18 protein-coding genes and 2 riboswitches are annotated in these 26,469 nt (G+C 67.7%); of the genes, 13 read left to right on the top strand and 5 right to left on the bottom strand.

Going from position 1 to position 26,469, the window contains the following annotated elements; translation table 11 throughout:
- Window positions 1-32: 32 nt before the first annotated feature.
- Both metG and AC6LJ2_RS13550 read right to left on the bottom strand, forming a co-directional pair.
- Window positions 33-2,099 carry a methionine--tRNA ligase gene (gene metG, locus AC6LJ2_RS13555; RefSeq protein WP_263909552.1) on the bottom strand — a complete coding sequence of 689 codons (2,067 nt, stop codon included), beginning with the start codon at window positions 2,097-2,099 and terminating at the stop codon, window positions 33-35.
- A gap of 249 nt (window positions 2,100-2,348) precedes the next feature.
- A complete protein-coding gene (locus AC6LJ2_RS13550) occupies window positions 2,349-2,624 on the bottom strand; it encodes a hypothetical protein (RefSeq protein ID WP_263909554.1) in 276 nt (91 codons plus the stop codon).
- A gap of 102 nt (window positions 2,625-2,726) precedes the next feature.
- On the opposite strand from AC6LJ2_RS13550, the gene apbC reads away from it, so the two are divergent.
- From apbC to dcd, 4 genes are all read left to right on the top strand, one after another.
- Window positions 2,727-3,815, top strand: a complete 1,089-nt coding sequence (apbC, locus tag AC6LJ2_RS13545) for an iron-sulfur cluster carrier protein ApbC (RefSeq protein WP_263909556.1) — start codon at window positions 2,727-2,729, stop codon at window positions 3,813-3,815.
- A gap of 3 nt (window positions 3,816-3,818) precedes the next feature.
- Window positions 3,819-5,711: an autotransporter assembly complex protein TamA gene (locus AC6LJ2_RS13540; RefSeq protein ID WP_263909558.1), complete on the top strand. Its 1,893-nt coding sequence runs from the start codon at window positions 3,819-3,821 to the stop codon at window positions 5,709-5,711.
- Window positions 5,708-9,577 (top strand): translocation/assembly module TamB domain-containing protein, encoded by a 3,870-nt coding sequence (locus AC6LJ2_RS13535; RefSeq protein ID WP_498151557.1) that lies wholly within the window; start codon window positions 5,708-5,710, stop codon window positions 9,575-9,577. Before AC6LJ2_RS13540 ends, AC6LJ2_RS13535 begins: the two co-directional genes overlap by 4 nt.
- An 85-nt stretch (window positions 9,578-9,662) precedes the next feature.
- Window positions 9,663-10,226, top strand: a complete 564-nt coding sequence (gene dcd / locus AC6LJ2_RS13530) for a dCTP deaminase (protein ID WP_025139383.1) — start codon at window positions 9,663-9,665, stop codon at window positions 10,224-10,226.
- On the opposite strand, the gene AC6LJ2_RS13525 is transcribed toward dcd, so the two are convergent.
- A complete protein-coding gene (locus AC6LJ2_RS13525; protein WP_498151556.1) occupies window positions 10,207-11,154 on the bottom strand; it encodes a VOC family protein in 948 nt (315 codons plus the stop codon). The genes dcd and AC6LJ2_RS13525 overlap by 20 nt on opposite strands.
- A gap of 139 nt (window positions 11,155-11,293) precedes the next feature.
- Here AC6LJ2_RS13525 and AC6LJ2_RS13520 point away from each other — a divergent pair, with 139 nt between their 5' ends.
- Window positions 11,294-12,529, top strand: a complete 1,236-nt coding sequence (locus AC6LJ2_RS13520; RefSeq protein WP_263909564.1) for a GGDEF domain-containing protein — start codon at window positions 11,294-11,296, stop codon at window positions 12,527-12,529.
- A gap of 12 nt (window positions 12,530-12,541) precedes the next feature.
- Here the strand turns inward: AC6LJ2_RS13520 and AC6LJ2_RS13515 are convergent, their stop codons facing one another.
- Window positions 12,542-13,066: a GNAT family N-acetyltransferase gene (locus AC6LJ2_RS13515; RefSeq protein ID WP_498151555.1), complete on the bottom strand. Its 525-nt coding sequence runs from the start codon at window positions 13,064-13,066 to the stop codon at window positions 12,542-12,544.
- A 113-nt stretch (window positions 13,067-13,179) separates the two neighbouring features.
- Between AC6LJ2_RS13515 and AC6LJ2_RS13510 the strand changes: the two genes are divergently transcribed.
- The 8 genes from AC6LJ2_RS13510 to gcvP all read left to right on the top strand — a co-directional run bounded on the left by AC6LJ2_RS13510 (window position 13,180) and on the right by gcvP (window position 24,088).
- Window positions 13,180-13,632, top strand: coding sequence for a hypothetical protein (locus tag AC6LJ2_RS13510; protein WP_263909568.1), 453 nt, complete (start codon window positions 13,180-13,182; stop codon window positions 13,630-13,632).
- 231 nt (window positions 13,633-13,863) lie between these two features.
- On the top strand, window positions 13,864-16,125 hold the full coding sequence (locus tag AC6LJ2_RS13505) for an arginine/lysine/ornithine decarboxylase (RefSeq protein WP_263909570.1): 2,262 nt from the start codon (window positions 13,864-13,866) through the stop codon (window positions 16,123-16,125).
- An 18-nt stretch (window positions 16,126-16,143) separates the two neighbouring features.
- Complete coding sequence (locus AC6LJ2_RS13500) at window positions 16,144-17,346, top strand: aminoacetone oxidase family FAD-binding enzyme (RefSeq protein WP_263909572.1); 1,203 nt, start codon at window positions 16,144-16,146, stop codon at window positions 17,344-17,346.
- 237 nt (window positions 17,347-17,583) lie between these two features.
- The gene (locus tag AC6LJ2_RS13495) at window positions 17,584-18,198 is read left to right on the top strand and encodes a superoxide dismutase (protein ID WP_445657540.1); all 615 of its coding nucleotides are present in this window, start codon (window positions 17,584-17,586) and stop codon (window positions 18,196-18,198) included.
- 25 nt (window positions 18,199-18,223) lie between these two features.
- Window positions 18,224-19,117 (top strand): ZIP family metal transporter, encoded by an 894-nt coding sequence (locus tag AC6LJ2_RS13490; protein ID WP_263909577.1) that lies wholly within the window; start codon window positions 18,224-18,226, stop codon window positions 19,115-19,117.
- Window positions 19,118-19,204: 87 nt separating this feature from the next.
- A riboswitch (glycine riboswitch) is annotated at window positions 19,205-19,300 on the top strand.
- Between the two features lie 33 nt (window positions 19,301-19,333).
- Window positions 19,334-19,456: riboswitch (glycine riboswitch) on the top strand.
- Between the two features lie 86 nt (window positions 19,457-19,542).
- Entirely contained in the window at window positions 19,543-20,643 is a 1,101-nt protein-coding gene (gene gcvT, locus AC6LJ2_RS13485; RefSeq protein ID WP_445657539.1) for a glycine cleavage system aminomethyltransferase GcvT, read from the top strand.
- Window positions 20,644-20,739: 96 nt separating this feature from the next.
- Window positions 20,740-21,117, top strand: coding sequence for a glycine cleavage system protein GcvH (gcvH, locus tag AC6LJ2_RS13480; RefSeq protein ID WP_025139390.1), 378 nt, complete (start codon window positions 20,740-20,742; stop codon window positions 21,115-21,117).
- Window positions 21,118-21,214: 97 nt separating this feature from the next.
- Complete coding sequence (gene gcvP / locus AC6LJ2_RS13475) at window positions 21,215-24,088, top strand: aminomethyl-transferring glycine dehydrogenase (RefSeq protein WP_263909582.1); 2,874 nt, start codon at window positions 21,215-21,217, stop codon at window positions 24,086-24,088.
- A 197-nt stretch (window positions 24,089-24,285) separates the two neighbouring features.
- Here the strand turns inward: gcvP and AC6LJ2_RS13470 are convergent, their stop codons facing one another.
- The gene (locus tag AC6LJ2_RS13470) at window positions 24,286-26,256 is read right to left on the bottom strand and encodes a DUF945 family protein (protein WP_445657538.1); all 1,971 of its coding nucleotides are present in this window, start codon (window positions 26,254-26,256) and stop codon (window positions 24,286-24,288) included.
- Between the last annotated feature and the right edge of the window lie 213 nt (window positions 26,257-26,469).

The raw sequence follows: 26,469 nt of genomic DNA, 5'->3' as shown, positions 1-26,469 counted from the left end.
GCTTGTTGCTTTGGGCGAAACCGCTAGCCGGCTCAGCGCACGCGCATGCCGGGCTTGGCGCCGGGGAAGGGCTCCAGCACGTAGATGCCGGCGTCCACGGCTTCATCGGCGTGGCTGGCGGCCAGCACCATGCCTTCGGAGACGCCGAACTTCATCTTGCGCGGGGCCAGGTTGGCGACCATGACGGTCAGCTTGCCGATCAGGTCTTCGGGCTTGTAGGCCGACTTGATGCCCGAGAACACGTTGCGGTGGCGGCCTTCGCCCACGTCCAGCGTCAGGCGCAGCAGCTTGGTCGAGCCTTCGACGTGCTCGCAATTGACGATCTGCGCGATGCGCAGGTCGACACGGGCGAAGTCGTCGATCGAGATGGTCTCGGCCAACGGCTCGCCACCCGGCACCACCACCGGGGCGGCGGGCGGCTCGAACAGGTCTTCGAGCATCTGCGGTTCGACGCGCTGCATCAGGTGCTTGAACGGCGCCACGCGCTGCGGCAGCACGGCGGCATCGGCCCAGGTGAAATTGGCGTCGGACGCGAACAGCTCGCGCGCCACGCGCTCGGCCAGCGCCGGCAGCACCGGGGCGAGCATCACCGACAGGGCCTTGAAGCCGGCCAGCGAACGCGAGCAGATGTCCTGCAGGGCGGCCTTCTGGGCATCGTCGGCGGTGGCGATGCCCTTGGCCAGCACCCACGGCTGGGCCGTGTCGAACGCCTGGTTGATGCGGTCGGCGTAGGCCATGATCTCGCGGATGGCGCGGTTGTACTCGCGGGCCTCGAAGGCGGCGCGGATCGACTCGGCCTGCTCGGCGTATTCGGCCGCCAGCGCGGCGGTGTCGCCCGAATAGGCCAGGGCGCCGTCGAAGTGCTTGGTGATGAAGCTGGCGGCGCGGCTGGCGATGTTGACGTACTTGCCGACCAGGTCGCTGTTGACGCGGGCGATGAAGTCTTCGGGGTTGAAGTCCATGTCTTCGACCCGGGCGTTCAGCTTGGCGGCGATGTAGTAGCGCAGCCATTCGGCATTCATGCCGATTTCCAGGTAGCGCAGCGGCGAAATGCCGGTGCCGCGGCTCTTGGACATCTTTTCGCCGCTGACGGTGATGAAGCCGTGCACATTGATGGCGTCCGGCGTCTTGCGGCCGGCGAACTTCAGCATCGCGGGCCAGAACAGCGCGTGGAAGTACACGATGTCCTTGCCGATGAAGTGCACCTGTTCGGTGGTGCCGGCCGGGTCCAGCAGGGCGTCGAAATCCAGGCCGCGGGCGTCGCAGTAGGACTTCAGCGACGCCAGGTAGCCCACCGGCGCGTCCAGCCAGACGTAGAAGTACTTGCCCGGGGCGTCAGGGATCTCGATGCCGAAGTAGGGGGCATCGCGCGAGATGTCCCAGTCGCCCAGCTTGGCCTCGCCGTCTTCGGCGCCCAGCCATTCGCGGGTCTTGGCCAGCATTTCCGGCTGCAGGTGCTTGCCGCCGTTGACGTTGCTGCCGGTGGTCCATTGCTGCAGGAATTGCACGCAGCGCGGGTCCGACAGCTTGAAGAAGAAGTGGTCGGACGACTTGAGCACCGGGGTGGCGCCGGTCAGGGCCGAGTACGGGTTGATCAGGTCGGTGGGGGCGTAGACCGCGCCGCAGACTTCGCAGGAATCGCCGTACTGGTCCTTGGCGTGGCATTTGGGGCATTCGCCCTTGATGTAGCGGTCGGCCAGGAACATGCCCTTGACGGGGTCGTAGAACTGCTCGATGGAGCGCGTCTCGATCAGGTCCTGGGCCTTGAGCTTGCGATAGATGTCCTGCGACAGCGCCACGTTCTCGGGCGAGTCGGTGCTGTGCCAGTGGTCGAAGCGGATGTGAAAGCCGTTCAGGTACTGCGGGCGCTCGGCCGCGTAGCGGGCCACCAGCGCCTGCGGCGTGATGCCTTCTTTTTCGGCCTTCAACATGATCGGCGCGCCGTGCGCGTCGTCCGCACCCACGAAGTGCACCGTGTGGCCCGCCATTCGCATCGAACGAACCCAGATATCGGCCTGGATGTACTCCATGATGTGGCCGATGTGGAAAGATCCGTTGGCGTAGGGCAGCGCAGTGGTGACAAAAAGGGTGCGAGACATGGTTGTCGACAGAGGTTGAGGGGAAATGAGGGGGTGGCCGGCCATTTTAGGGCAACGGCGGCGTTGTGCCCGGGCCGGGGCCTGAAACGACACAACCCGCATGGTCGCGGACAGGCGCCAGGCGGGTTGGGAAAGGGCAGCGAAAAACGGGCAGGGTGCCGGTCGGGGGCCGGGACGACGCCGGGCTGGCGGATGCGGCGCGGCTGCCGGTGCGCGGGGCGGGCCGGCGGGGCGCCTGCGAAACCGCGCTTAGCGGATCTCGCGGGCCTCGACGTCGATCACGTCGCCGCGGGGCTGCGTGGCGAACGGGGCGGTGGCGGACTGGAACGGACCCTGGCGGGCGCCCTGGCGCTGGCTCCAATAGGCGCGAACGCCGAAAGGCTTGCCGCGCACCTTGGCAACGACGTACAGGATCGCCACGGCGATCGCCGTGGACAACATGAAGACCAGCGCCATCGCCATGCCGATCAAGGCCAGGGCGGCGAACAAAACGGCACGGAAGAAGCGGATGAGAGTATTGGTCATGAAGGTGGGATGCAAAACGCAGCGAAAGGTTCCCGCGTATTCCGCTATCCTTTAGGGGATGGCGGCCCGCAAAAGCCGCGCTGCCTACGGAACCACAGTGATATGAGTATAACGATAGAACACATCCGCGCCGCGCTGCGCGCCGCGCAAGACCCCAATACCGGCCTGGACCTGGGGGTATCTGTAAAAGATCGTGACATTCAACTGGCGGGCGACCGGGTCGCCCTGACGCTCGAATTGGGCTATCCCGCCGATGCCGTGCGCGACCAGGTGCGCGACATCGCCGTGGCCGCGCTGGCCGCCGCGGGCGCCCCGGGCGCCCAGGTGACGATCACCTGGAAAGTGGCGGCGCATGCCGTGCAGAAGGGCTTGAAGCCCCTGCCGAATGTGCGCAACATTATTGCAGTGGCCTCCGGCAAGGGCGGCGTGGGCAAGAGCACCACCGCCGTCAACCTGGCCCTGGCCCTGGCCGCCGAGGGCGCCAAGGTCGGCCTGCTCGATGCCGACATCTACGGCCCCAGCGTGCCGACCATGCTGGGCATTTCGGGCCGTCCGGAAAGCCTGGACAACAAGAGCATGGAACCCCTGACCGGCCACGGCCTGCAGGCCAACTCCATCGGCTTTTTGATCGACGCCGACGCGCCCGCCATCTGGCGCGGCCCGATGGTCACCCAGGCGCTCGAGCAGCTGCTGCGCCAGACCAACTGGCGCGACCTGGACTATCTCATCGTCGACATGCCCCCGGGCACGGGCGACGTGGCCCTGACCCTGGCGCAGAAGGTGCCTGTGGTGGGGGCGGTCATCGTCACCACGCCGCAAGACGTGGCGCTGCTCGATGCGCGCAAGGGCCTGCGCATGTTCCAGAAGGTCGACGTGCCGATCCTGGGCGTGGTCGAGAACATGGCGATCCACATCTGCTCGCAGTGCGGCCACGCCGAACACATCTTCGGCGAAGGCGGCGGCCGTCGCATGGCCGAACAGTACGACACCCCCTGGCTCGGCAGCCTGCCCCTGACGCTGGCGATCCGCGAGCAGACCGACGCGGGCACGCCCACGGTAGTGGCGGACCCCGGCAGCGAAGCCGCGGCTCTGTACCGCGGCATCGCCCGGAAACTCGCGGCGGGCGTCGCGGCGCTTCCCCGCGACATGGCGGGGAAGTTCCCGTCCATCGTCGTGCAGCAGCCGACCTGACGCATGCGGTGGGCAGCCCGGGCCTTTCTGGCTGGACTTTGCATGGTGGGGGGCGAGGCCGCGGCCAAGCGTCCTGAGATCATCGTGGACCCCGGCGGCGTGCCGCCGGCCGCGTTGCAGTCGATCACCGAGGCCGTGAATGCCATCGCGCGCCTGGCCGAAGACCAGGACGGCGGCGAAATCAACCGCCTGCGCCGCCGCGCGCGCGACGCCACGTTGGCCGCGCTGGCCACCCAGGGCTACTTCAGCCCCACCGTCACGCTCGAAGCCGGCACCGACATCGGCGGCGAAACCTGGGACATCGGCATCGTTCCCGGCAAGCGCACGATGGTGTCGTCGGTCGACCTGACCTTCACCGGCCGCATCACCCGCCCGGAATACGCCGCCCGCGTGCAGAAGCTGCGCGACGACTGGCTGCTCAAAGTCGGCCAGCCGTTCATCAACAGCGATTGGAACAAGGCCAAATCGTCCCTGCTGGACAACGTGTCGGTGCGCGACTTCATGCTGGCGCGCATGACCGCGTCCGAAGCCGAGGTGCAGGCCGACACCGCATCGGCCGCGCTGCGCGTCACCATCGACAGCGGCCCGCAGGTGCGCATGGGCGAACTCAGCACCGAAGGGCTTGAACGCGTGCCGAACAAGCTCATCACCCGTTACGTGCGCTATTCGCCGGGCGCGGCCTACGACCAGAACCGGCTGGACGAATGGCAGCAGGACCTGCAGTCCACGGCTTTTTTTCGTGGCGCCTTTGTGGCCTTGCGCCAGCCCGGCAGCGCCCAGCAGCCCGCCGAACCCGCGGCCGACCGGGCTCGCGCGCCGGGGGCGGCCAATGCGGCGGAGTCCGCGCCGGCCGGTGACCCCGTGGTGTCGGGCGCCATGCCTGCGCCGCCCGCCACCTACGATTCCGATGGCGAGGTGACGTTGCCGGTGCAGGTGCGGGTGGTCGAAGCGCCGCCCAAGCGCTTTTCGGTGTCGCTGGGCGTCGACGACGAGGCCGGCGTGCGGCTCGAATCGCTGTACCGCCAGAACGTGGTGTTCGGCCAGCCCGTCACGATGGAATCGGGCTTCAGCGTCGACCGGCTGCAACAGCGCGTCTACACCGACATCTACCTGCCGCCGACCGAGCGCGGCTACAAGGATTCCGTCGGCGTATTGGCGCAGCATTCCGACATCCAGGGCCTGGACGTGACCCGCTACGCGCTGGGCGCCACCCGCAGCCAGGAACGCAAGGGCGCGGGCGACAGCCGCGTCACCTACGAAACGCGCTGGGGCCTGCTGCTGGCGCAAGACCACGTCAAGATCGACGGCGGCGATGAATACACCTTGCCCACCCTGACCGCCACCGGCGAATGGCTGCGGCGCGACGTCGACAACAAATACGATCCGCGCGAAGGCAACCTGATCGCGCTGGGCGGGGGCGTGGGCGTCACGCTCGACACCGGCGAACCCTATACCCGCGCCCGCTTCCGCGCCCAGAAGTGGTGGCCCATCGGCAAGCTGGACGTACTGACCATCCGCGGCGAAGTCGGCCGCGTCTGGGCCAACGGCAATGTGCAGGTGCCGGACGACTTCGGTTTTCGCACGGGCGGCGCGCGCTCGATCCGTGGCTACAAGTACCAGAGCATCGGCCTGAAGCGCGACAACGCCACGGTAGGCGCGCCATCGCTGGTGGTGGGCAGCATCGAGTACGACCACTATTTCAATGAGCGTTGGGGCATGGGCGTGTTCGTCGATGCCGGCGACGCGGCCCAATCCTTCAGCGACATGTCGATGTCGGTGGGCTATGGCGTGGGCGCCCGGGTGCGCACGCCGGCCGGCCCGCTGTTCCTGGACGTAGCCTACGGCCAGCGCGAGCGCGACCTGCGCCTGCACTTCTCGCTGGGGATCGCGTTTTGACGGCGCTGCGCAAGTTCCTGCGCCAGGTGCTGGTCTGGTGGCTGCCGGGCCTGGCCATGCTGGCCGTGCTGGCGTGCAGCTTCGTGTTCTGGCTGCTGGCCTCGCAGACCGGTTCGCGCCTGCTGCTCACCACCGCCGCGCAGCAGCTGGATGGCCAGGCGCTGGACGTGCACGGTTCGATCCTGCGAGGGCTGGATGTCGGCCGGCTGGACCTCGATGTCGGCGGCACGCGCATCGGCATCAGCGACCTGCGCCTGGATGTGCATTGGCGCGCGCTGGGCGACCGGTTGCTGCACGTGCGCGAGATTTCGGCGCGTACCGTTGACGTGGCGCTGACGTCCAGCGCCGACGCGCCCGCCGAACCGTCGTCCGATGAACCGTTCACCCTGCCGTCGCTGCCGGTGACCATCGCGGTGGACCGCCTGGCGCTGGGCGAATTCCAGTTGCTGCAGGACGGCCAGCCGCTGCCGGTGACCCTGGGGGACCTGGCTGCCACGTTCGCCGCCGGACCCCAGGGCGCGCAGCTGCGCATCGCCAATCTGCGGGTGGGGCACGAGGTGGGCCAGGCCCAGGTCAGCGGCCAGGCCGAATTGCTGGGCTTGTCCGACCCATGGCCCTTCACCGCGCGCCTGGACGTGACGGCGCGGGGCACGGGCCCGGATTCCCCGTTGTGCCAGGCCGATCATTTGAGCGGCAAGTTCGTGCCGGCCGGTCAGGCGCCCGCTGCCAGCGCGCAGGCGGACGCGGCCAAGTCCGCACCCAAGGCGCAAGGCGCCGCCAAGCCTGCGTCGGGTGCTGCCAAGGCGCAAGCTGGCGCCGCCCAGCCTCGGGCCGCGGGGGCCAAGTCCCAGGCCGCCAGCGCCAGCCAGGGCAAGAACGAGGGCAAGGCCGCCACCGAATTGGCCGGCCCGCCCGCGCCGGCCTGCCAGGTGGTGCTGCGCGCCGATGCGGCCGGCTCGCTCGACAGCATCCAGGCCAAGCTCGATGGCACTGGCGCCGGCCTGGCGCTGGATGTGGTGGCCGACCTGGCGCCGCGCACGCCCCTGGTGCTGCGCAGCGCCAGGGCCGACGCGCAACTGCCGGACAAGTCGTCCCTGTCGGCGCGCCTGGACCTGCAAGCGGTGCCCGACCGTCCCGGCCGTGACCGCATTGCCGGTACGCTGGGCGCGCGGGGCCTGGACCTGTCGCACTGGCTGGGCGACGCGATTCCGCCGGCCGTGGTCAGCGCCAACGCGCAACTGAGCGCCGAACTTGAAAACCTGAGCCAGCTGCGCCAGGCCGCCATCGACCTGCGTTTCGAAGACGGCGCACGCTGGAACAAGCAGCCGTTGACCGGCACGGTGAAGGCGCAGGTGGACATCGCCGCGCCGCCGGCCCAGCCTGCCGCGTCTCCTTCGCTGGCAGGAAACACCGCCGGGCCCGCCGCGGCGCAACCGTCGGCCAATCCGGCCACGCCCGCCGCCACGCCGGCCGCCGCGGCCACAACCCATAAACCCGCCACGCCCGCCGACGACCTGCTCGCCGGCCTGCGCATCCATGGGCTGGACATCGACCTGAAACTCGGCGCCAACCGCATCCGGGCACAAGGCGAAGTCGGCGAATCCGACGGCGCCCTGACGCTGGACGCCCAGGCGCCCCAGCTGGACGCCTTCTGGCCTGGCCTGCCGGGCGGGGCTGACCTGAAGGGCAAGCTGACCGGCACGCCGGCCGCACACAAGGGCGAATTCACCGCGGGCTACAACCCGCCCAAGCCGCGGCCCGGGGTACTGGGGCAGTCGCGGGCCCAGGCGGCCATCACATTTGCGGGGGGCTGGGGCAAGGGACCCTCGGGGGATGCCGACGCGGCCCTGACCGGCTGGCGCGGCACGTTCTCGCGCCTGACGGCCGAGACCGCCGGGTTCACCGTCGCGACCGAACGCCCCGTGACGCTGTCGTATCTGCCTTCGGCGGTCGCGCCGCAATGGCAGTGGCAGGCAGGACAGACCGCGCTGGGCCTGACGCTGCCTGGCAAGGAAAAACTGATCATTGCCCACAAGGGCTCGCGGGGCGATGCCAAGCGGTGGGAAACCGCCGGGCAATCCGACAACCTCGTCATCACCGCCGCCATGGCCCGCCAGGTCATCGCCGCGGTCGACCCCGAGGCGGCGGCCAGGTTGAACAAGGGTCCCAAGCGCGTCAATGCGATGGTGGCCGAGGGCCAGCGGCGTATCGCGCTGGACATCCTGTGGGACCTGAAATTCGACGGCCGGCTGGCCGGCCGCGCCCGCATCGCGCGGCGCGACGGCGACCTGTTGATTCCGGGCGATCCGCCCATTCCGCTGGGCGTGAAGGCCCTGGTGCTGGACTTGACCGCCACGCCCACCTCGGCCAACGCCAGCCGCCTGGACGCCAAGCTGGATCTGGCCACCGACAAGATGGGCAAGATCACCGGCAACGGCACCGCCGTGCTGCTGGTGGACGCCAAGGGCGGCATGGCGCTGGACCCGCGCCAACCCATCCGCGCCAAGCTCGATGCCGACATCGCCGACCTGGCCTGGGTGGGCCTTTTCGTGGGCGACTCGATGGAAATCGGCGGCCAGGTCAAGGCCAACCTTGAGGCCCAGGGCACGCTGGCCGGCAAATGGAGCGCCACGGGCGCGATCCGCGGCGACAAGCTGCGCGTGGTGCGGATCGACGACGGCGTGCGTCTCATCGACGGCACCTTGTCGGCGCGCCTGGATGGGGACAAGCTGGTGCTGGACAGCCTGCGCTTCCCGGCCTCGTTGCGGGTCATGCCGGCCGAATGGCGCACCAAGGAATGGATCACCACCGACCCCGAGGCCAAGGGCGGCTATGCCGAAGCCCGCGGCCAATGGAACCTGATCGACGGCGGGGGCAACGTGCGCCTGACCCTGTACCGCTTCCCGGCGTTGCAGCGCTCGGACCGCTACGCCATGGTGTCCGGCACCGTCGACCTGACGGCCCAGATGCCGCGCATCGATATCGTGGGCGACCTGAAGGCGGACGCCGGCTGGTTCAGCCTGGAAATCCTGCAGGGCGTGCCCTCGCTGGACGATGACGTCAAGGTGCGGCGCGTCGGCGACGACCCCGGCACGGTCTCCACGCCCCTGCAGACCAGCATGAACCTGAAGTTCGACATGGGGCCGCGCTTCTACATCACCGGCATGGGGCTGGACGCCGGCTTGCTCGGGTCGATCCAGATCCTGCTCAACGACGGCCGCCTGACCGGCGTGGGGGCGCTGCGCACGCGCGGCGGCGGCATCGAGGCCTATGGCCAGAAGCTGCGGCTGCGCCGGGGCACGCTGACCTTCCAGGGCCGGCTGGACAACCCGCTGCTCGATATCGAGGCCCTGCGCACGGGCGAGCAGGTCGAGGCCGGCGTGAAGGTCGTGGGCACCGCCCAGCGTCCGCGCATCGACCTGGTGTCCTACCCGGACGTCAGCGACGTCGAAAAGCTATCGTGGCTGCTGCTGGGCCGCGGCCCGGACGAAAGCGGCAGCGACGCGGCCCTGCTGCTGTCGGTAGGCACGGCGCTGCTGGGCGGCGGCCAGCCGTTCTACAAGCAGTTCGGCCTGGATGACGTCAGCGTGCGTACCGGCAACCTGGGCAGTTCCGGCAGCATCCTGCCGGACCGCACCGTGGCCGGCGACGTCAACCGCGACAGCGACAGCCAGCTGGCCACCCAGTTCCTGGTGGCCAGCAAGTCGTTCGCCAACGGCATCACCCTCAGCGTGGAACAGGCGCTGGCCGGCAGCGACACCGTCGGCCGGGCCAGCTACCGCCTGGCGCGGGGCCTGTCGCTGGACCTGAAGGGCGGCTCGGTCAACGGCATCGCGCTGGTCTATCGCACCTTCTTTGGCGATTGACGGGGCGCCGCTCCGGCCCTTTGGGGGACGGGGCGGCGCGCTCGGGATAAAATGAGGCCCATTCCATCCCAAGCACTCTGCCACCATGAGCATCAAAAGCGACCGCTGGATCCGCCGCCAGGCCGAAGCCGGCATGATCGAACCCTTTGAAGCGGGTCAGGTCCGCACGGCCAATGGCGGGCGCATCGTCAGCTACGGCACCAGCAGCTACGGCTACGACGTGCGCTGCGCCGACGAATTCAAGATCTTCACCAACATCAATTCCACCATCGTCGACCCGAAGAACTTCGACGAAGGCTCGTTCGTGGATTTCAAGGGCGACGTCTGCATCATTCCGCCCAATTCGTTCGCGCTGGCCCGCACGGTGGAGTACTTCCGCATTCCGCGCAGCGTCCTGACCATCTGCCTGGGCAAGAGCACCTACGCGCGCTGCGGCATCATCGTCAACGTGACCCCGCTGGAACCCGAATGGGAAGGCCACGTCACGCTGGAATTCTCCAACACCACGCCGCTGCCCGCCAAGATCTACGCTGGTGAAGGCTGCGCGCAGATGCTGTTCCTGGAAAGCGATGAAGTCTGCGAGACCTCGTATCGCGACCGTGGCGGCAAGTACCAGGGCCAGACCGGCGTCACCCTGCCGCGCACCTGATCGGCGAGCCCCGTCCGACCCGGCCCCGGTCGCGACGGTGTATCAGGCCCTGCGCCCCGGCGCGGGGCGCAGATAATCGATATCCCATTCGCTTTCTTCCACCTGCACGAAGCCGTGCCGGCGGTAGAAGCGGTTCGAGTCGCTGCCGCGCAGCGCGCCCACGCGCACCGGCAGGCCACGGCTGTCGGCATCGCGCAGCAGGCGGTCCAGCACCTGGCCGCCCACCCCCAGGCCTTGCATGGCCTGGCACCACATACAGATGGTCCAGCCGCAGCCCGTCGCCGTCCGGGCGCAGGGCATAGAAGCCGACGCGCGCGCCGTCCCGCTCGATGAACCAGGTGTGATCGGGCCGGAAGGTATTGCGCAGCCGCGCTCGCGCCCGCTTGGGGTCGAAGCGGCCCAGGCGTTCCAGGCTGTCCCGCATGGCCTCGATGCGCAGGGCCAGCAGGGCTTCGAAATCGGCATCGGTGACCGGCAGGTCGCGGAGCGAGGTGGTCGTCAGCGCGTCGTAGCCGCGGCCCAGGAACTGCAGGATGCAGATGCCGTGGCCGAACGGATCGCTCAGGTGGGCAATGCGGCCCCATGCATGCGAGACGGCGGCGTCTTCCAGCCGTGCGCCCGCCGTCACCGCCCGTTGCACCGCGCCGTCGACATCGTCGACCACCACGTCCAGGTGCACCGGCGTCCAGTGGCGGTCGTAGTCGCGCGGCTGGCGCACGCTGCCTGCGGCCGGCGTGCCGGCCGCCTTTTCCAGCAGGTAGAGGGGGGCCGAGGCGCCCAGCATCTCGGCGGCCTGGGGGCCCAGGCGTCGGTGCAGCACCAGCCCGAAGGCGTCCCGGTAGAAGGCGATGGCTTGTTCCAGATCGGGAACGTCGATATTGACCAGGATGCGCATGAGGTTTTCCGGCAAGGAGCGTCGCGAAAACATAGCACGACGCCGACCCCGCGCGGCAGGCCCCGCCCAGATCGTTGCTGCGCTAAAGAACCCCGGGCCGTGACCGTAAAAAGAGATATGTGTTTGCCGATTTGGCGACGTCATCTCAGCAAGCGTGAGCAAGGCCCTACCCGTGCGTTACCCCCACATTCCCTGGCTGCCCCTGTTGTTCTATCCTGCGCTGCCGGTATTCGCGGCGGGCGGGCTGCTGCTATGGCAGCAATGGCCGCCTGCATTGACGCAGATCGTGCCTTTCGTGCCCTGGGTCATGGCCTTGGTGGGGGCGGCGATCTGCCTGATGTACCAGCGCTCGCAGACGTTGGCGCTGATGCTCAGCGTGTTGGGGGCGGTGGCCCTGTGGCCCGTCTTGGCCAACCAGGCGCCCTGGGCGCTGGCCCCGGCGCTGGTGTGGTGGTCGCTGGCCTACACCATCAACGCCTTGTGGGCCGAGCGTTCCAGCCTGCTGCTGGACATGGCTGCCCGCATCGGCCTGATGGCGCTGGGGGCGGCCGCCATCGCCCTGGCGGGCAAGGATGGCGTGGCGGACGGGTTCGGCCCGCTGGCGGTGCAAGGCATGCTGGCCCGTCTGGGCCTGCCCGTGCAAGCCCTGGCGGCGCTGCTGGTGACGGGCCTGACGCTGACCCTGCTGCTGCTGCGCTATGGCCGCCCGCAACAGGCCGGCCAATGGCTGGGCTTTGTCTGCATGGCCTGGGCCCTGCCGCGCGGCGCCCAGCATCCGCTGGAGCTGGCCGTAATGGCGTCGGCCGCGCTGACCGCGCTGTCGATTTCGCTGGCGCACGAGGGCTTTCACATGGCGTTCCGCGACGAGCTGACCGGCCTGCCCGGACGCCGCGCCCTCAACGAACGGCTGCAACGCATGGGCCGCGTCTATACGCTGGCGATGGCGGACGTGGATCACTTCAAGGCTTTCAACGACACGCACGGCCACGACGTGGGGGACCAGGTGCTGCGCATGGTGGCGTCGCAACTGCGCCGGGTGGCGGGCGGCGGCTATGCCTACCGCTACGGCGGCGAAGAGTTCACGCTGGTGTTCCCGGGCAAGACCGCGGTCGAAGCCATGCCGCATCTGGAAACCGTGCGGCGCGCGATCGAGGCCTACCAGATGCGCCTGCGCGACAAGCCGGCGCGGCCCAAGGCGGACCAGGTCGGCCAGCGCCGGCGCGGCGGCCGCGGCGGGCGCAATTCGCGGCCGTTGCGAGTCACGGTCAGCATCGGGGTGGCCGAGCGCGGCGATGCGCTGCGCGCGCCGGATGCCGTCATCAAGGCGGCCGACCAGGCGCTGTACAAGGCCAAGGACGGCGGCCGCAACCAGGTCTGGGCCTACGGCGCGCGCCGTCGCTCGGGTTGAACGGGCAGGGCGCTACCTGCGGGCCAGCGGCAGCGCCATCAGCAGCTCGTCGTAGAGCACGCCGTTGACGCACAGGGCCTCGCATTCGTGGCCGTATTCCTCGAATCCCAACGCGGCGTACAGATTGAAGGCGGCGGCGTTGTTGGCGGTGACGCTCAATTGCACCTGGCGCACGCCACGCATGCCGGCGGCGTGGTCGATGGCTGCACGCATCAGCAGCCGGGCCAGGCCCTGGCCGCGGAAGTCCGGCGCCACATACATGCTCCAGATATGCGCCTTGTGTCGCATCTTCAGCTTGCGTTGCCGCGCCACGCCCACCATGCCGGCCAGCGCGTCGTGCAGGAACACGCCGAACATGGCGCTGTCGTCCGCGGGGGCGATCCAGCCGCGGATATCGTCCAATGTCAGCGTGTGTTCCTCTTCGTAACTTGATCCGAACGCCTCGGGGGTTTCCTGCAGGGCGTCCAGGCGCAATTGCCGCAGGGACAGGGCGTCTGCGGGGGTAAGGCGTCGGACAAGTGGGGCGCTGGAGGGCATGCGGGCAAGTGTTGGGAATAGGGAACGGTTCGGGAGCCTACTGGCCAGTATAGGCGGCCGGGTTGCCTATAATGGCCCTAACGCCGCTTGCGGTTTTCACAAAGGAGCCAATGATGTTCGGTTTCCTCAAGATAAACCAGGACGCCAAGCGCGACGAAGTCCAGGAAGAGTTCGTGGCGCGCGTGGCCAACGCCGCGCAAGATTTCGTCCAGGCCGCCGGATCCGCCGGGGCCACGCTCGACTACTCCCCCTCCAGCATCCACGCGCTCGACGCGGCGCTTGAAGCCGCGCACGTCGGCTCGTTGCCCCTGACCCCCATGCAGACCGTCGGCGCGGCCGCCTATCTGTACGAAGTGGCGCGCCGGGCCCATGGTGGCCTGTACGAGGTCTGCGACGACGAAGACCCGGTCGTGCTGGTGTGTGGCGAGCCCGATGCCGAGATCTGCTTCGGCGCCATCGCCAAGGTCGAGCGGCGCATCCGCTACGGTGACGCCGAGGCCATTCCGCCGTACTTCGATGCCTTCACCGCCGCGCTGCGGGCGGGCGAAGCGCGCACCATCCGCTAAGCAGTGCCGCCTTGGGCGGGCCCGGGGACGGGCCTGTCGCGGGCCCCGTCGGGGCCCGTGTGCGGCCATCTTCGGGAAAACCATAGGGCCTGGGGAAAAACCGCCCTACAATTCGGCCATTCCCGCCCACCTGGCGGGACCTTCGCGCCGCCTGTCATCAGACGGTTTTTCACTAGAAGTACACTCGCGTCCGCCACACCGGTCCGTTTCGCTTGCCCCAGGAGCGCCTGCATGAAATTCCGCTTCCCTATTTTCATCATCGACGAGGACTACCGTTCCGAGAACGCGTCCGGTTTGGGTATTCGTGCCTTGTCTGAAGCGATCGAGGCCGAGGGCGTCGAGGTGATCGGGGTGACCAGTTACGGCGACCTGAGTTCGTTCGCCCAGCAGCAAAGCCGCGCCAGCGCCTTCATCCTGTCGATCGACGATGAGGAATTCGACGTGGATTCGCCCGAGGACGTGGCCAGCGCGATCAAGAACCTGCGCATGTTCATCGGCGAACTGCGTTTCCGCAACGCCGACATCCCCATCTACCTGTACGGCGAAACGCGCACCTCGGAACACATCCCGAACGACATCCTGCGCGAGCTGCACGGCTTCATCCACATGTTCGAGGACACCCCCGAATTCGTGGCGCGGCACATCATCCGCGAAGCGCGCAGCTACGTGGACAGCCTGCCGCCGCCGTTCTTTCGCGAGCTGGTCAAGTACGCGCAGGACGGCTCCTATTCGTGGCACTGCCCCGGGCACTCGGGCGGCGTGGCATTCCTGAAGAGCCCGGTGGGCCGGATGTTCCACCAGTTCTTTGGCGAGAACATGCTGCGCGCCGACGTCTGCAACGCCGTGGACGAACTGGGCCAGCTGCTGGACCACACCGGCCCGATCGCCGAATCGGAACTGAACGCCGCGCGCATCTTCCACGCCGACCACTGCTATTTCGTGACCAACGGCACGTCCACCTCGAACAAGGTGGTGTGGCATGCCAACGTGGCCGCGGGCGACGTGGTCGTCGTGGACCGCAACTGCCACAAGTCGATCCTGCACGCCATCACGATGACGGGCGCGATCCCGGTGTTCCTGCGCCCCACGCGCAACCACCTGGGCATCATCGGCCCGATCCCGCTGGAAGAATTCCACCCGGACAACATCCGCAAGAAGATCGAGGCCAACCCCTTCGCGCGCGAAGCGGTGAACAAGAACCCGCGCATCCTGACGCTGACGCAGAGCACCTACGACGGCGTCATCTACAACGTGGAAATGATCAAAGAGCAGCTGGGCAGCTACGTCGACACGCTGCACTTCGATGAAGCCTGGCTGCCGCACGCTGCGTTCCACGAGTTCTACAAGGACATGCACGCCATCGGCCAGGACCGCCCGCGCAGCCAGGACGCGATGGTGTTCGCCACCCACTCGACGCACAAGCTGCTGGCCGGCATTTCGCAGGCCTCGCAGATCATCGTGCAGGAGTCCGAAACCCGCAAGCTGGACCGCAACGTCTTCAACGAAGCCTACCTGATGCACACGTCCACCTCGCCGCAGTACGCGATCATCGCGTCGTGCGACGTGGCCGCGGCCATGATGGAACCCCCGGGCGGCACCGCGCTGGTCGAGGAAAGCATTCGCGAAGCGCTGGACTTCCGCCGCGCCATGCGCAAGGTGGAATCCGAATTCGGCAAGAACGACTGGTGGTTCAAGGTCTGGGGGCCGAACCGCCTGGTGTCCGAAGGCATCGGCAACCGCGACGAGTGGATTCTCGAAGCCAACGACCACTGGCACGGCTTCGGCGAAATGGCCGAAGGCTTCAACATGCTGGACCCGATCAAGGCCACGGTCATCACGCCGGGGCTGGACATGTCGGGCAGCTTCGGCGAAACCGGCATCCCCGCCGCGCTCGTCTCCAAGTACCTGACCGAGCACGGCGTGGTGGTCGAAAAGACCGGCCTGTACTCGTTCTTCATCCTGTTCACCATCGGCATCACCAAGGGCCGCTGGAACACGCTGCTGACCGCCTTGCAGCAGTTCAAGGACGACTACGACCGCAACCAGCCGCTGTGGCGCATCCTGCCGGACTTCTGCAAAGACCATCGCCGCTACGAGCGCATGGGCCTGCGCGATCTGTGCCAGGAAATCCACGAGGCCTACCGTGCGCGCGACGTCGCCCGCCTGACCACCGAGATGTACCTGAGCGACATGGTGCCGGCGCTGAAACCGTCCGACGCCTTTGCCCGCATGGCGCACCGCGAGGTCGAGCGTGTGGACATCGACCAGCTCGAAGGCCGCGTCACGGGCGTGCTGCTGACGCCGTACCCCCCGGGCATCCCGCTGCTGATTCCGGGCGAACGCTTCAACCGCACCATCGTCCAGTACCTGCAGTTCGCGCGCGAGTTCAACGAGCGCTTCCCGGGCTTCGAAACCTACATCCACGGCCTGGCCGATGAAGTGGGTCCGGACGGCGAAAAGCGTTACTACGTCGACTGCCTGATCGAAGACTGATACGGGCCGACTGTTCCGATGTTCGATGTTGCCGTTCTCGGCGCCGGCGCCGCTGGCATGATGTGTGCAGCGGTTGCCGGCCAGCGTGGCTTGCGGGTGGTGCTGGTCGACCATGCCGAGCGCCTGGCCGAAAAGATCCGCATCTCCGGCGGAGGCCGCTGCAACTTCACCAACATCGGGGCGGGCCCGGCCAATTTCCTGTCCGACAATCCGCACTTCTGCCGGTCGGCCCTGTCGGGCTACACGCCGCAGGACTTCCTGGCGCTGCTCAAGCGCCACCACATCGCCTGGCACGAAAAGCATCGTGGCCAGCTGTTCTGCGACGATTCCAGCGAATCCATCATCGAGATGCTGCGCGCCGAATGTGACGCGGGCGGCGTGAAGTGGCGCATGGGCTGCCAGGTGGCCGAGGTGGCCCATGGCGAGGCCGGCTTCGAACTGCGCACCAGCCAGGGCCCCATCCGGGCCGCCAAGCTGGTGGTGGCCACCGGCGGCATGGCGATCCCGCAGCTGGGCGCTACCGATTTCGGCCTGAAGCTGGCGCGCCAGTTCGGCCTGAAGGTGGTCGAGCCGCGCCCCGCGCTGGTGCCGCTGACCTTCGACGCGGCCCAATGGCAACCGTTGGCGGAGCTGTCCGGCGTGGCGCTGGAAGTCAACCTGCACACCGGGCAGGGCAAGACCCGCGGCGAATTCCTCGAAGACCTGCTGTTCACGCACCGAGGCCTGTCGGGCCCGGCGATTCTGCAGATCTCCAGTTTCTGGAAGCCGGGCGAACCCATCGTCATCGACCTGGCGCCGGGGCGCGACCTGGCCGACGAGCTGCTGGCGTCCAAGTCCGGCAACCGCCAGCAATTGCATACCGTGCTGGCCGGCCTGTGGCCCAAGCGCCTGGCCGACCGCTGGCTGCACCTGGCCGAGCAGGGCGGCAAGCCCGGCCTGGCGGCGCTGCGCCTGGCCGATGCCCCCGACAAGACCCTGCGCGCGCTGGCGCAGGACATCCACCAATGGACGCTGGTGCCCAGCGGCACCGCCGGCTACAAGAAGGCCGAAGTCATGCGCGGCGGCGTCGACACCCGCGGGCTGGACCAGAAGTCCATGCAGGCCAAGACCACCCCCGGGCTGTACTTCATCGGCGAAGCCGTGGACGTCACCGGCTGGCTGGGCGGCTACAACTTCCAGTGGGCCTGGGCCTCGGGCGTGGCCTGCGGCAAGGCGCTGTAGGCGCGGCGCCCGCGTTCGCGGACCGCCGCTTCGCTTTCATTCTCGGACGGTTTCACGGCAGCGATCGGCCAGGCCGCCACTGGCCGTGTCCACGCGGCCGGCGGGCCGCATCGCCCGCCGCCATGACAGCCTCGGCAACGCCACCATTGTTATATCAAATAAAAATACATATCATTTATGTTTTCGATAATCGATTCGGCCCCGCTTTCGGCGGCGCCGTCCTGACGGAGACATGCCATGGCCTACACCCTGCCGACCTTGCCCTACGCCTATGACGCGCTCGAACCCCATATCGACGCCATGACGATGGAAATCCACTACAGCAAGCACCACCAGACCTACGTCACCAGCCTGAACGCGGCCCTGGACGGCGCCGGTATCGCCACCGACGAGCCGGTCGAAGCCCTGGTGGCCCGCCTGGACCAACTGCCCGAGGCGATCCGCGGCGCAGTGCGCAACCACGGCGGCGGCCATGCCAACCACAGCCTGTTCTGGTCCGTCATGTCGCCGCAGGGCGGTGGTGAGCCCGATGGCGCGCTGGCCCGCGCGATCGATGCGGAACTGGGTGGCCTGGCCGCGTTCCGCGAGGCCTTCACCAAGGCAGCGCTGACCCGCTTCGGCAGCGGCTGGGCCTGGCTGTCGGTCACCCCGGCCGGCAAGCTGGTGGTGGAAAGCAGCGCCAACCAGGACAGCCCGCTGATGCAGGGCAACACCCCCATCCTGGGCCTGGACGTGTGGGAGCACGCCTACTACCTGAAGTACCAGAACCGCCGGCCGGAATACATCGGCGCCTTCTACAATGTCGTCAATTGGCCCGAGGTGGCGCGCCGCTACGCCGCTGCCATCGGCTGATCCGGCATTGCGCGAGGGCAGGTCCATGAACACATTCAGCCGTCATCGCATCCGGCCCGCAGCCACCAGCGTCAGTGTCTGGACGTTGGCGGTGCTGGTCGCCTGCCTGGGCCTGCATCAGCTGTGGGTCTATCTCGCTGTGCACGCACCCCATGTGGCGGACGCGCTGCTGGGCGGCATGGTCGCCGCCGGCGCCACCGCGGCGGGCACGCTGCCCATTCTTTTCGCGCGCACCATTCCCCAGAAAATGCAGGACAGCATGTTCGGCTTCGGCGCGGGCGTGATGCTGGCGGCCAGCGCGTTCTCGCTGGTGGCGCCGGGCATCGCGGCAGCCGAATCGCAGGGCGCCGGCCCCTGGGGAGCCGGGCTGACCGTCGGTGCGGCCATCCTGCTGGGCGCGGCCGCGCTGCTGCTGATGGACCGGCTGCTGCCGCATGAACACTTCATCAAGGGCCGCGAAGGCATCGAGGCGCATCGGCTGCGCCGTACCTGGCTGTTCGTCTTCGCCATTACCTTGCACAACCTGCCCGAAGGCCTGGCCATCGGCGTGGGCTACGCGGGCAACGATCCGGTGCGCGGTACCGCGCTGGCCACCGGCATCGCCATCCAGGACATCCCCGAAGGGTTGGTGGTGGCCGTGGCGCTGATCGCCGCCGGCTACAAGCGCTCGTTCGCGGTGGCGCTGGGCATGCTGTCCGGCCTGGTCGAGCCGGTCGGCGCCGTGCTGGGCGCGGCGGTGGTGGGCTGGTCGGCGGCCATGCTGCCCTGGGGCCTGGGATTCGCGGCGGGCGCCATGCTGTTCGTGATCAGCCACGAAATCATCCCCGAATCGCATCGCAAGGGACACGAGGTCTATGCCACCTGCGGGCTGATGCTGGGCTTCGTGCTGATGATGCTGCTGGACACGGCGCTGGGCTAGGCGTTGCGAACAGGTTGCGGGCCGCCGGTGACAGGCCGCGCGGCGCTGGGCGAAGCCGGCGTTTCGCGGTATGCTTTCGGCGCTGTCACGCATGTTGCGGGAGAGAGCGGCTGTTAACCGCAGCCGCCGCCGAAGGCGCAATTCGCCCGGAATCGCTCAGGTATCCCATACCGCACATGTTTGCCCTGTCCCGGTTTATGCCGTGCGGACGCGGCAAAACAGCACTCTGGAGAGACCTGGCGCCGCTGCCCAATCAGGGACATAGCGCGCAGCCCAGGCGCCGAAGGTGCAAACCCGCCACGCGGGGCAACTCTCAGGCAAAAGGACAGAGGGGCGGAAGATTCAGCCGTTGTGCGGGGGCGCATTGCCCATCTGCCAGCGGCATTCCGTAACCCTGGCACCGCTGCCGCTCCGGAGTCCCCTGCATGTCCGCAACCCTCAAACGCACCCCGCTGGCCGACGAACACATCGCCTCCGGCGCCCGCATGGTCGATTTCGGCGGCTGGGACATGCCCCTGGCCTACGGCTCGCAACTCGAAGAGCACCACGCGGTGCGCCAGGACGCCGGCATGTTCGACGTCTCGCACATGCTCAACGCCGACGTCACCGGCCCGGATGCCTTTGCCTACCTGCAGCGCCTGGTGGCCAACGACGTGGCCAAGCTGACGGTGCCGGGCAAGGCGCTCTACACCTGCATGCTGAACCCGCAAGGCGGCGTCATCGACGACCTGATCGTCTATTTCTTCGCCGCCGACCAATGGCGCGTGGTCGTCAACGCCGGCACCGCCGACAAAGACATGGCCTGGATGCAGCGCGTCAAGCAGGCCGGCAAGTTCGACGTCACCATCACGCCGCGCCGCGACCTGGCCATGGTCGCCGTGCAGGGCCCCAACGCCCGCGCCAAGGTCTGGGCCGCGCGCCCGGCCTGGCAGGCCGCCAGTGAACCGCTGACCCCGTTCGTGGCCGCCCGCATCGGCGACGACACCCTGGTGGCCCGCACCGGCTACACCGGCGAAGACGGCTTTGAAATCGTGCTGCCCGCTGCCGACGTCGTGCAGCTGTGGCGCGACCTGGTCGCCCAGGGCGTGCGCCCGGCAGGCCTGGGCGCGCGCGACACGCTGCGCCTGGAAGCCGGCATGAACCTGTACGGCCAGGACATGGACGAACTGACCCAGCCCGGCGAGGCCGCGCTGACCTGGACGGTGTCCCTGAAAAACCCCGAGCGCCGCTTCATCGGCCGCGACGCGCTGGAACAATTCGCCACGCCCGCCGCCTTCGTCGGCCTGAAGCTGCAGGAACGCGGCGTCATGCGCGCCCACATGGCCGTGCGCACCGCGCAAGGCACCGGCGAACTCACCAGCGGCACCATGTCGCCCACGCTGGGCGTATCGATCGGCTTTGCCCGCCTGCCGCAAGGCGTGGCCGCGGGCGATACGGTCGAGGTCGACATCCGCGGCAAATGGGTGCCCGCCCTGGTCTGCAAACTGCCGTTTGTCCGTAACGGCAAAGCCGTCGAACACTCGTAAACTCGAAGCTTCGCGCCGCAGGCCCCCCGTGGCGGGCGGGCTGCCGGCGCGAGGCGCGCAACACCATTCTTCTACCCGAATCCCTCAGGAGTTCCCATGAGTCTGCCCACCGATCGCAAGTACACCCAGTCCCATGAATGGGTCAAAGCCGAAGGCGACGTGTTTGTCGTCGGCATCACCGATACCGCCCAGGACCAACTGGGCGACCTGGTCTTCGTCGGCGACGTCAAGGTCGGCGCCAAGCTGAACGCAGGCGAAACCGCCGGCGTGGTCGAGTCGGTCAAGGCCGCCTCCGACATCTACGCCCCGGTCGCCGGCGAAATCGTCGCATTCAACGACGAACTCGAAAGCAACCCCAACCTGATCAACGAATCGGCCTTCACGGCCTGGATCTTCAAGATCAAGCCGGTCAACGCCGCCGATGCCGACAAGCTGCTGGACGCTGCCGGCTACGAAGCCGTCGCCAACGGCTAAGCCTGTCCGGGCGGGCGGCGGCGCCAGGCGTCGCGCCCGTCCGCAAGATGCATCACCGTTCGTCCCCCGACGACACCTGCTACCCCGAGATCCCTCCATGTCGCGCGCCCTAGACACCCACACCGACTTCATTCCCCGCCACATCGGCCCCTCCGACGCCGACCAGGCCGCCATGCTTGCCGTGATCGGCAGCGCCAGCCTGGACGCCCTGATCGAAGAAGTCGTGCCGCCCAAGATCCGCAGCCAGGCCCCGCTGGCGCTGCCGCCCTCGCGCAGCGAAGCCGACGTGCTGGCCGAACTGAAGCAGATCGCCGGCCGCAACAAGGTCTTTCGCAACTACATCGGCCAGGGTTACTACGGCACGCAGACCCCCAACGTGGTCCTGCGCAACATTCTCGAGAATCCCGCCTGGTACACGGCCTACACGCCCTACCAGCCCGAGATCTCGCAGGGCCGCCTCGAGGCCCTGCTGAACTACCAGACCATGGTCGCCGACCTGACCGGGCTGGACATCTCCAACGCCTCGCTGCTGGACGAAAGCACCGCCGCCGCCGAAGCCATGACGCTGGCCCGCCGCGGCGCCAAGTCGCAGAGCCCGGTGTTCTTCATCTCGCGCCACGTGCATCCCCAGACTATCGAAGTCGTGCGCACGCGCGCCGAAGGCCTGGACATCGAAATCGCCATCGGCGACGAAGCCGAGGGCCTGCCGGAATGCTTCGGCGTGCTGCTGCAATACCCGCATAGCACCGGCTCGGTGTCCGACTACCGCAAGCTGGCTGACGCGGCCCACGCCCAAGGCGCCGTGGTGGCCGTCGCCACCGACCTGCTGGCGCTGGCGCTGTTGGCCGCCCCGGGCGAATGGGGCGCCGACATCGCCGTCGGTTCGGCGCAACGCTTTGGCGTGCCGTTCGGTTTCGGCGGCCCGCACGCCGGTTTCATGGCCTGCAAGGATGCCTTCAAGCGCAACATGGCCGGCCGCCTGGTCGGCGTGTCCAAGGACGCCCAGGGCAACCCGGCGATGCGCCTGGCGCTGCAAACACGCGAACAGCACATCCGCCGCGAAAAGGCCACGTCCAACATCTGCACGGCGCAAGTGCTGCTGGCCGTCATGGCCGGCATGTACGCCGTGTGGCACGGCCCGGCCGGCATCCGCCGCATCGCCCATCGCGTGCAGCGCTACACCGCCATCCTGCGCGCCGAACTCGGCAAGCTGGGCATCAAGGTCGCCAACGACACCTTCTTCGACACGCTGCTGCTGGAAACCGGCGCCGCCACCCCGGCCATCCTGACGGCCGCCGAGTGCGAGCACATCAACCTGCGCCGCGTCGACGGCGCCCGCCTGGCCGTCTCGCTGGACGAAACCGTCACCGCCGCCGACCTGCAAGCGCTGGTCAACGTGTTTGCCGCCGGCCTGGAGCGCGATGACGTCGAACTCGACATCGACGCGCTGGACGCCGCGGCCGCCAGCGGCATTCCCGCCGCCGTGGCCCGCGAAAGCGCCATCCTGAAGCACCCGGTGTTCTCCAGCGTGCAATCCGAAACCGACATGCTGCGCTACCTGCGCAAGCTGGCCGACAAGGACCTGGCGCTGGACCGCACGATGATCCCGCTGGGCTCGTGCACCATGAAGCTGAACGCCACCGCCGAGATGATCCCCATCACCTGGCCCGAATTCGCGCTGATCCATCCGTTCGCGCCCGCCTCGCAAAGCCAGGGCTACGACGAGCTGATCACCCGCCTGTCGGCCGCGCTGTGCGAAATCACCGGCTACGACAACATCAGCCTGCAGCCCAACTCGGGCGCCCAAGGCGAATACGCCGGCCTGCTGGCCATCCGTGGCTACCACCAGGCCAACGGCCAGCACCAGCGCAACATCTGCCTGATCCCGTCGTCGGCCCACGGCACCAACCCGGCCTCGGCCCAGCTGGCCGGCATGGAAGTCGTGGTCGTGGCCTCGGACGCCAACGGCAACGTCGACCTGGCCGACCTGCGCGCCAAGATCGAACAGGTCGGCGACAAGCTGGCCGCGCTGATGATCACCTACCCGTCCACGCACGGCGTGTTCGAGGAAGCCGTCACCGAGATCTGCGACCTGGTGCACCAGGCCGGCGGCCAGGTCTACCTGGACGGCGCCAACATGAACGCCATGGTCGGCGTGGCGCAGCCGGGCAAGTTCGGTTCCGACGTGTCGCACCTGAACCTGCACAAGACCTTCTGCATTCCGCACGGCGGCGGCGGCCCGGGCGTGGGTCCCGTGGCGGTGCGCGCCCACCTGGCGCCGTACCTGCCGGGCGTGGTCAACGAGCAGGGCAAGCTGCCCGGCGAGGCCCACGTCGGCCCTGTCTCGGCCGCCCCGTTCGGGTCGGCCGGCATCCTGCCGATTCCGTTCGTGTACATCGCGCTCATGGGCGCCGACGGCCTGCGCCGCGCCACCGAAGTGGCCATCCTGAACGCCAACTACATCGCCACCCGCCTGCGCGACCACTACCCGGTGCTGTACGCGGGCCGCAACGGCCGCGTGGCGCACGAGTGCATCCTGGACGTGCGTCCGCTCAAGGAAACCAGCGGCATCAGCGCCGAAGACATCGCCAAGCGCCTGATGGACTACGGCTTCCATGCCCCCACCATGAGCTTCCCGGTGGCCGGCACGCTGATGGTGGAACCGACCGAATCCGAAGGCGTGGCCGAACTGGACCGCTTCATCGACGCCATGATCTCGATCCGCGAGGAAATCGCCCAGGTCGAGCGCGGCGAACGCGATCGCGAAGACAACGTCCTGAAGAACGCGCCGCACACGGCGCAGATGCTGCTGGCCGAAGAATGGCTGCACGACTACCCGCGCCAGCAGGCTGCCTACCCGGTGGCTTCCCTGCGCGACGCCAAGTACTGGCCGCCGGTGGCCCGTGTGGACAACGCCTATGGCGACCGCAACCTGGTGTGCGCCTGCCTGCCGATCGAAGCCTACGCGTAAGCGTGCGACGGGCCTGCCGCGAGGCGGGCCCGCGTGGCAAGACCGCAGCCCCCGCTTGTTTCAAGCCGGGGCTTTTTCTTTGGTGGCACCCGGGGCGGCTGCGCGCGGATGCAAAAAGGGCCGCACTGTGCGTGCGGCCCCTTGCTTGTCGTATCCGCCGCCGCGCCCGGGGGGCGGGGCAGCCTGCGCGCGAGGGCTTACTTCGCCGGCGCGGCCGTCAAGGTCTTGGCAAAGTCTTCGGTGATGCTGAAGTACGTATTGATGAGGATCTGCAGGTTGTCCTTGCCGATACCGCCTTCCGCGTTCATGTCCATCTGCAGCACGGCCTGGTTCTTTTCGTCCAGGTAGGCGCGGGTCCAGCGGTATTCGCGGTTCCAGGCGTTGATGGCTTTCAGCGAGGCGGGCTTCTTGGTGGCGTACGTGGCGGTGACGACCAGGTCGTAGCACTTCTCGGTGAAGTCATTGCACAGGAATTCCATGCGCAGGTCGGTGGCGCCGGTGCTGCCCGCGTCCAGGATCAGCACGGGACCTTCGTCGCCGTCGGTCTTGCGCGTGGTGTAGCCCATGTCGTCGAGCATGCTGACGACCATGTCGACGTTGAAGTCCTGCAGCGTCTCGCTGCTGGACGCCGAGGCGACGTCGCCGTCCATGCCCGAGGTGGCGCCCGCGGCAGGTTCGGATTCTTCATCGTCGTCCGTCACGCTGGGCGAGATGCTGGCCGCGCTGAGCAGGCCCGAGAACAGTTCGTCGGCGGGGATCTTCTTGCCGTTCAGGTCGCCCATGCCATCGGCAAAGTGGAACTTGCCGACGATGTTGTCGCCTTCGTTCTTGCCCACGTTGAACATCTCGGCCATGCCGGACATGCTGCGCACGTTGTCGGCGGCTTCCTCGGCGGCCTTGTCGGCGGCCATGCCTCCCTTCTTGACGCCATACTGCACCATCAGGTCTTGCACCATCGGCTTGGAGATCACCAGCGTGGCATCGATCTGCTTGATGGCCTTGACGATGATTTCCTGCGGCGTCAGGTCCTTGACGTTGGGCGGGTTGGCCAGGTCCAGCGAGAACGTCAGCTTGCTTTCGCCCTTGGCGGTCTTCCAGCTGATCGGGTCGATGCTGAACGACGGGTTGCCCGCCAGCAGCTTGCCGGCGTTGTCCAGCAGCACCTGGAACTGTTCGTCGTTCAGGCCTTCGTCGCGCGTATCGGCCATGTACTGGCGGAGCAGCTGGTTGTAGGTGTCCGACAGTTGCTTGACCGCGGCGCCGTCCAGCTTGGCCAGCTTGATCACGGCCTGGGCATTGCCCAGCGCCACGTCGTTCACGTTGATGTCGCCGCTTTGGTAGGCGGCTTGCACATTGATGGTCTTGTCATCTTCGGCGACCTTGACGGTGTAGCCGAAGTTGTCGAGCGTAACCTTGACATCGGCGTCAGGCTTGAAGACCTCGGTGCGCTTGATCTTGAAGCCCGAATCGCCGATCGACAGGCCGAACTTGCCCATGCGGCTGTCGACGTCGATCGACAGGCCCGACAGCAGCATCTTGATCGGGTCGTTGCCCTTGGTGCCGTCCACGGCCAGCGTATCGGTCTGCGCGTGCGCGGTGACGCTCTGCAGGCCGCGGTCGAAGGTGCCGGTGATGGTCATGCCGCTGAAGTCGACCGAGTTGCCTTCGTGGGTGACCTTGACCGGCGCGATCTTCGAGGTCGAGGCGGTGTTGCCGCCGAAGCTGACCATGGCGTCGGTGATCAGGGGCGAGACGTCCTTGGTCAGCTCGAAGATCGGCTTGACGTTGTCCGTCTTGGCCAGTTCAGCATGGAAGAACGCCAGCTTGGGGGCGATGGCGCCGCGCGCCAGGGCGCTCTTGGGGAACGGGCCGTGCTCGATGTTGGCATCGAATTCGACCATGCCGTCGGGCATTTCCTGCGGGCTCTTGTCGTTCTTGACGAACGACAGGCCGTAACGCGCCTGGGTCGAGAACAGGCCGCGCTCATACTTGATCTGGTCGATGCGCAGACCGAACAAAGGCGTGATCTTGGCCAGCTTTTCGTTGGTTTCGGCCAGGTGGCGCTGGGCGCTTTCTTCAATGCGCTTGCCGGTGTACCACGTGGCACCTACCCAGCTTCCCGCTCCCACTATGACCACGGCTAAGGTGATCGCTACGCTCTTTTTCATCGTTTTGCTTTGTCGTTGATTATCGAGTCAGATCCGGCCGCGGTGCAGCGCCGTGAAACAGGCGGGCAGCGGCATAGACGGATTCATCGTCCTCTAAGGACCGGGGCGAGTATACCGAGGCAGATCGCGCGTGGAGGGTGCGCCCAGTTACCGAAGATTTCAAAATGAAAGCCGGCGCCGTGGGGCGCCGGCCATATTGTCGACAAAACCGGC

The sequence above is a fragment of the Achromobacter sp. 1014246743 genome (assembly GCF_059760725.1).
Note: the sequence above shows the minus strand (reverse complement) of the source record. Positions and strands in the feature narration are given on the sequence as shown.

Excerpts from the sequence above, each read along its gene's own strand:
- metG (WP_263909552.1), bottom strand. The coding sequence starts at position 2,099 with ATGTCTCGCACCCTTTTTGTCACCACTGCGCTGCCCTACGCCAACGGA.
- AC6LJ2_RS13550 (WP_263909554.1), bottom strand. The coding sequence starts at position 2,624 with ATGACCAATACTCTCATCCGCTTCTTCCGTGCCGTTTTGTTCGCCGCC.
- apbC (WP_263909556.1), top strand. The coding sequence starts at position 2,727 with ATGAGTATAACGATAGAACACATCCGCGCCGCGCTGCGCGCCGCGCAA.
- AC6LJ2_RS13540 (WP_263909558.1), top strand. The coding sequence starts at position 3,819 with ATGCGGTGGGCAGCCCGGGCCTTTCTGGCTGGACTTTGCATGGTGGGG.
- dcd (WP_025139383.1), top strand. The coding sequence starts at position 9,663 with ATGAGCATCAAAAGCGACCGCTGGATCCGCCGCCAGGCCGAAGCCGGC.
- AC6LJ2_RS13525 (WP_498151556.1), bottom strand. The coding sequence starts at position 11,154 with ATGTTTTCGCGACGCTCCTTGCCGGAAAACCTCATGCGCATCCTGGTC.
- AC6LJ2_RS13515 (WP_498151555.1), bottom strand. The coding sequence starts at position 13,066 with ATGCCCTCCAGCGCCCCACTTGTCCGACGCCTTACCCCCGCAGACGCC.
- AC6LJ2_RS13510 (WP_263909568.1), top strand. The coding sequence starts at position 13,180 with ATGTTCGGTTTCCTCAAGATAAACCAGGACGCCAAGCGCGACGAAGTC.
- AC6LJ2_RS13505 (WP_263909570.1), top strand. The coding sequence starts at position 13,864 with ATGAAATTCCGCTTCCCTATTTTCATCATCGACGAGGACTACCGTTCC.
- AC6LJ2_RS13500 (WP_263909572.1), top strand. The coding sequence starts at position 16,144 with ATGTTCGATGTTGCCGTTCTCGGCGCCGGCGCCGCTGGCATGATGTGT.
- AC6LJ2_RS13495 (WP_445657540.1), top strand. The coding sequence starts at position 17,584 with ATGGCCTACACCCTGCCGACCTTGCCCTACGCCTATGACGCGCTCGAA.
- AC6LJ2_RS13490 (WP_263909577.1), top strand. The coding sequence starts at position 18,224 with ATGAACACATTCAGCCGTCATCGCATCCGGCCCGCAGCCACCAGCGTC.
- gcvT (WP_445657539.1), top strand. The coding sequence starts at position 19,543 with ATGTCCGCAACCCTCAAACGCACCCCGCTGGCCGACGAACACATCGCC.
- gcvH (WP_025139390.1), top strand. The coding sequence starts at position 20,740 with ATGAGTCTGCCCACCGATCGCAAGTACACCCAGTCCCATGAATGGGTC.
- gcvP (WP_263909582.1), top strand. The coding sequence starts at position 21,215 with ATGTCGCGCGCCCTAGACACCCACACCGACTTCATTCCCCGCCACATC.
- AC6LJ2_RS13470 (WP_445657538.1), bottom strand. The coding sequence starts at position 26,256 with ATGAAAAAGAGCGTAGCGATCACCTTAGCCGTGGTCATAGTGGGAGCG.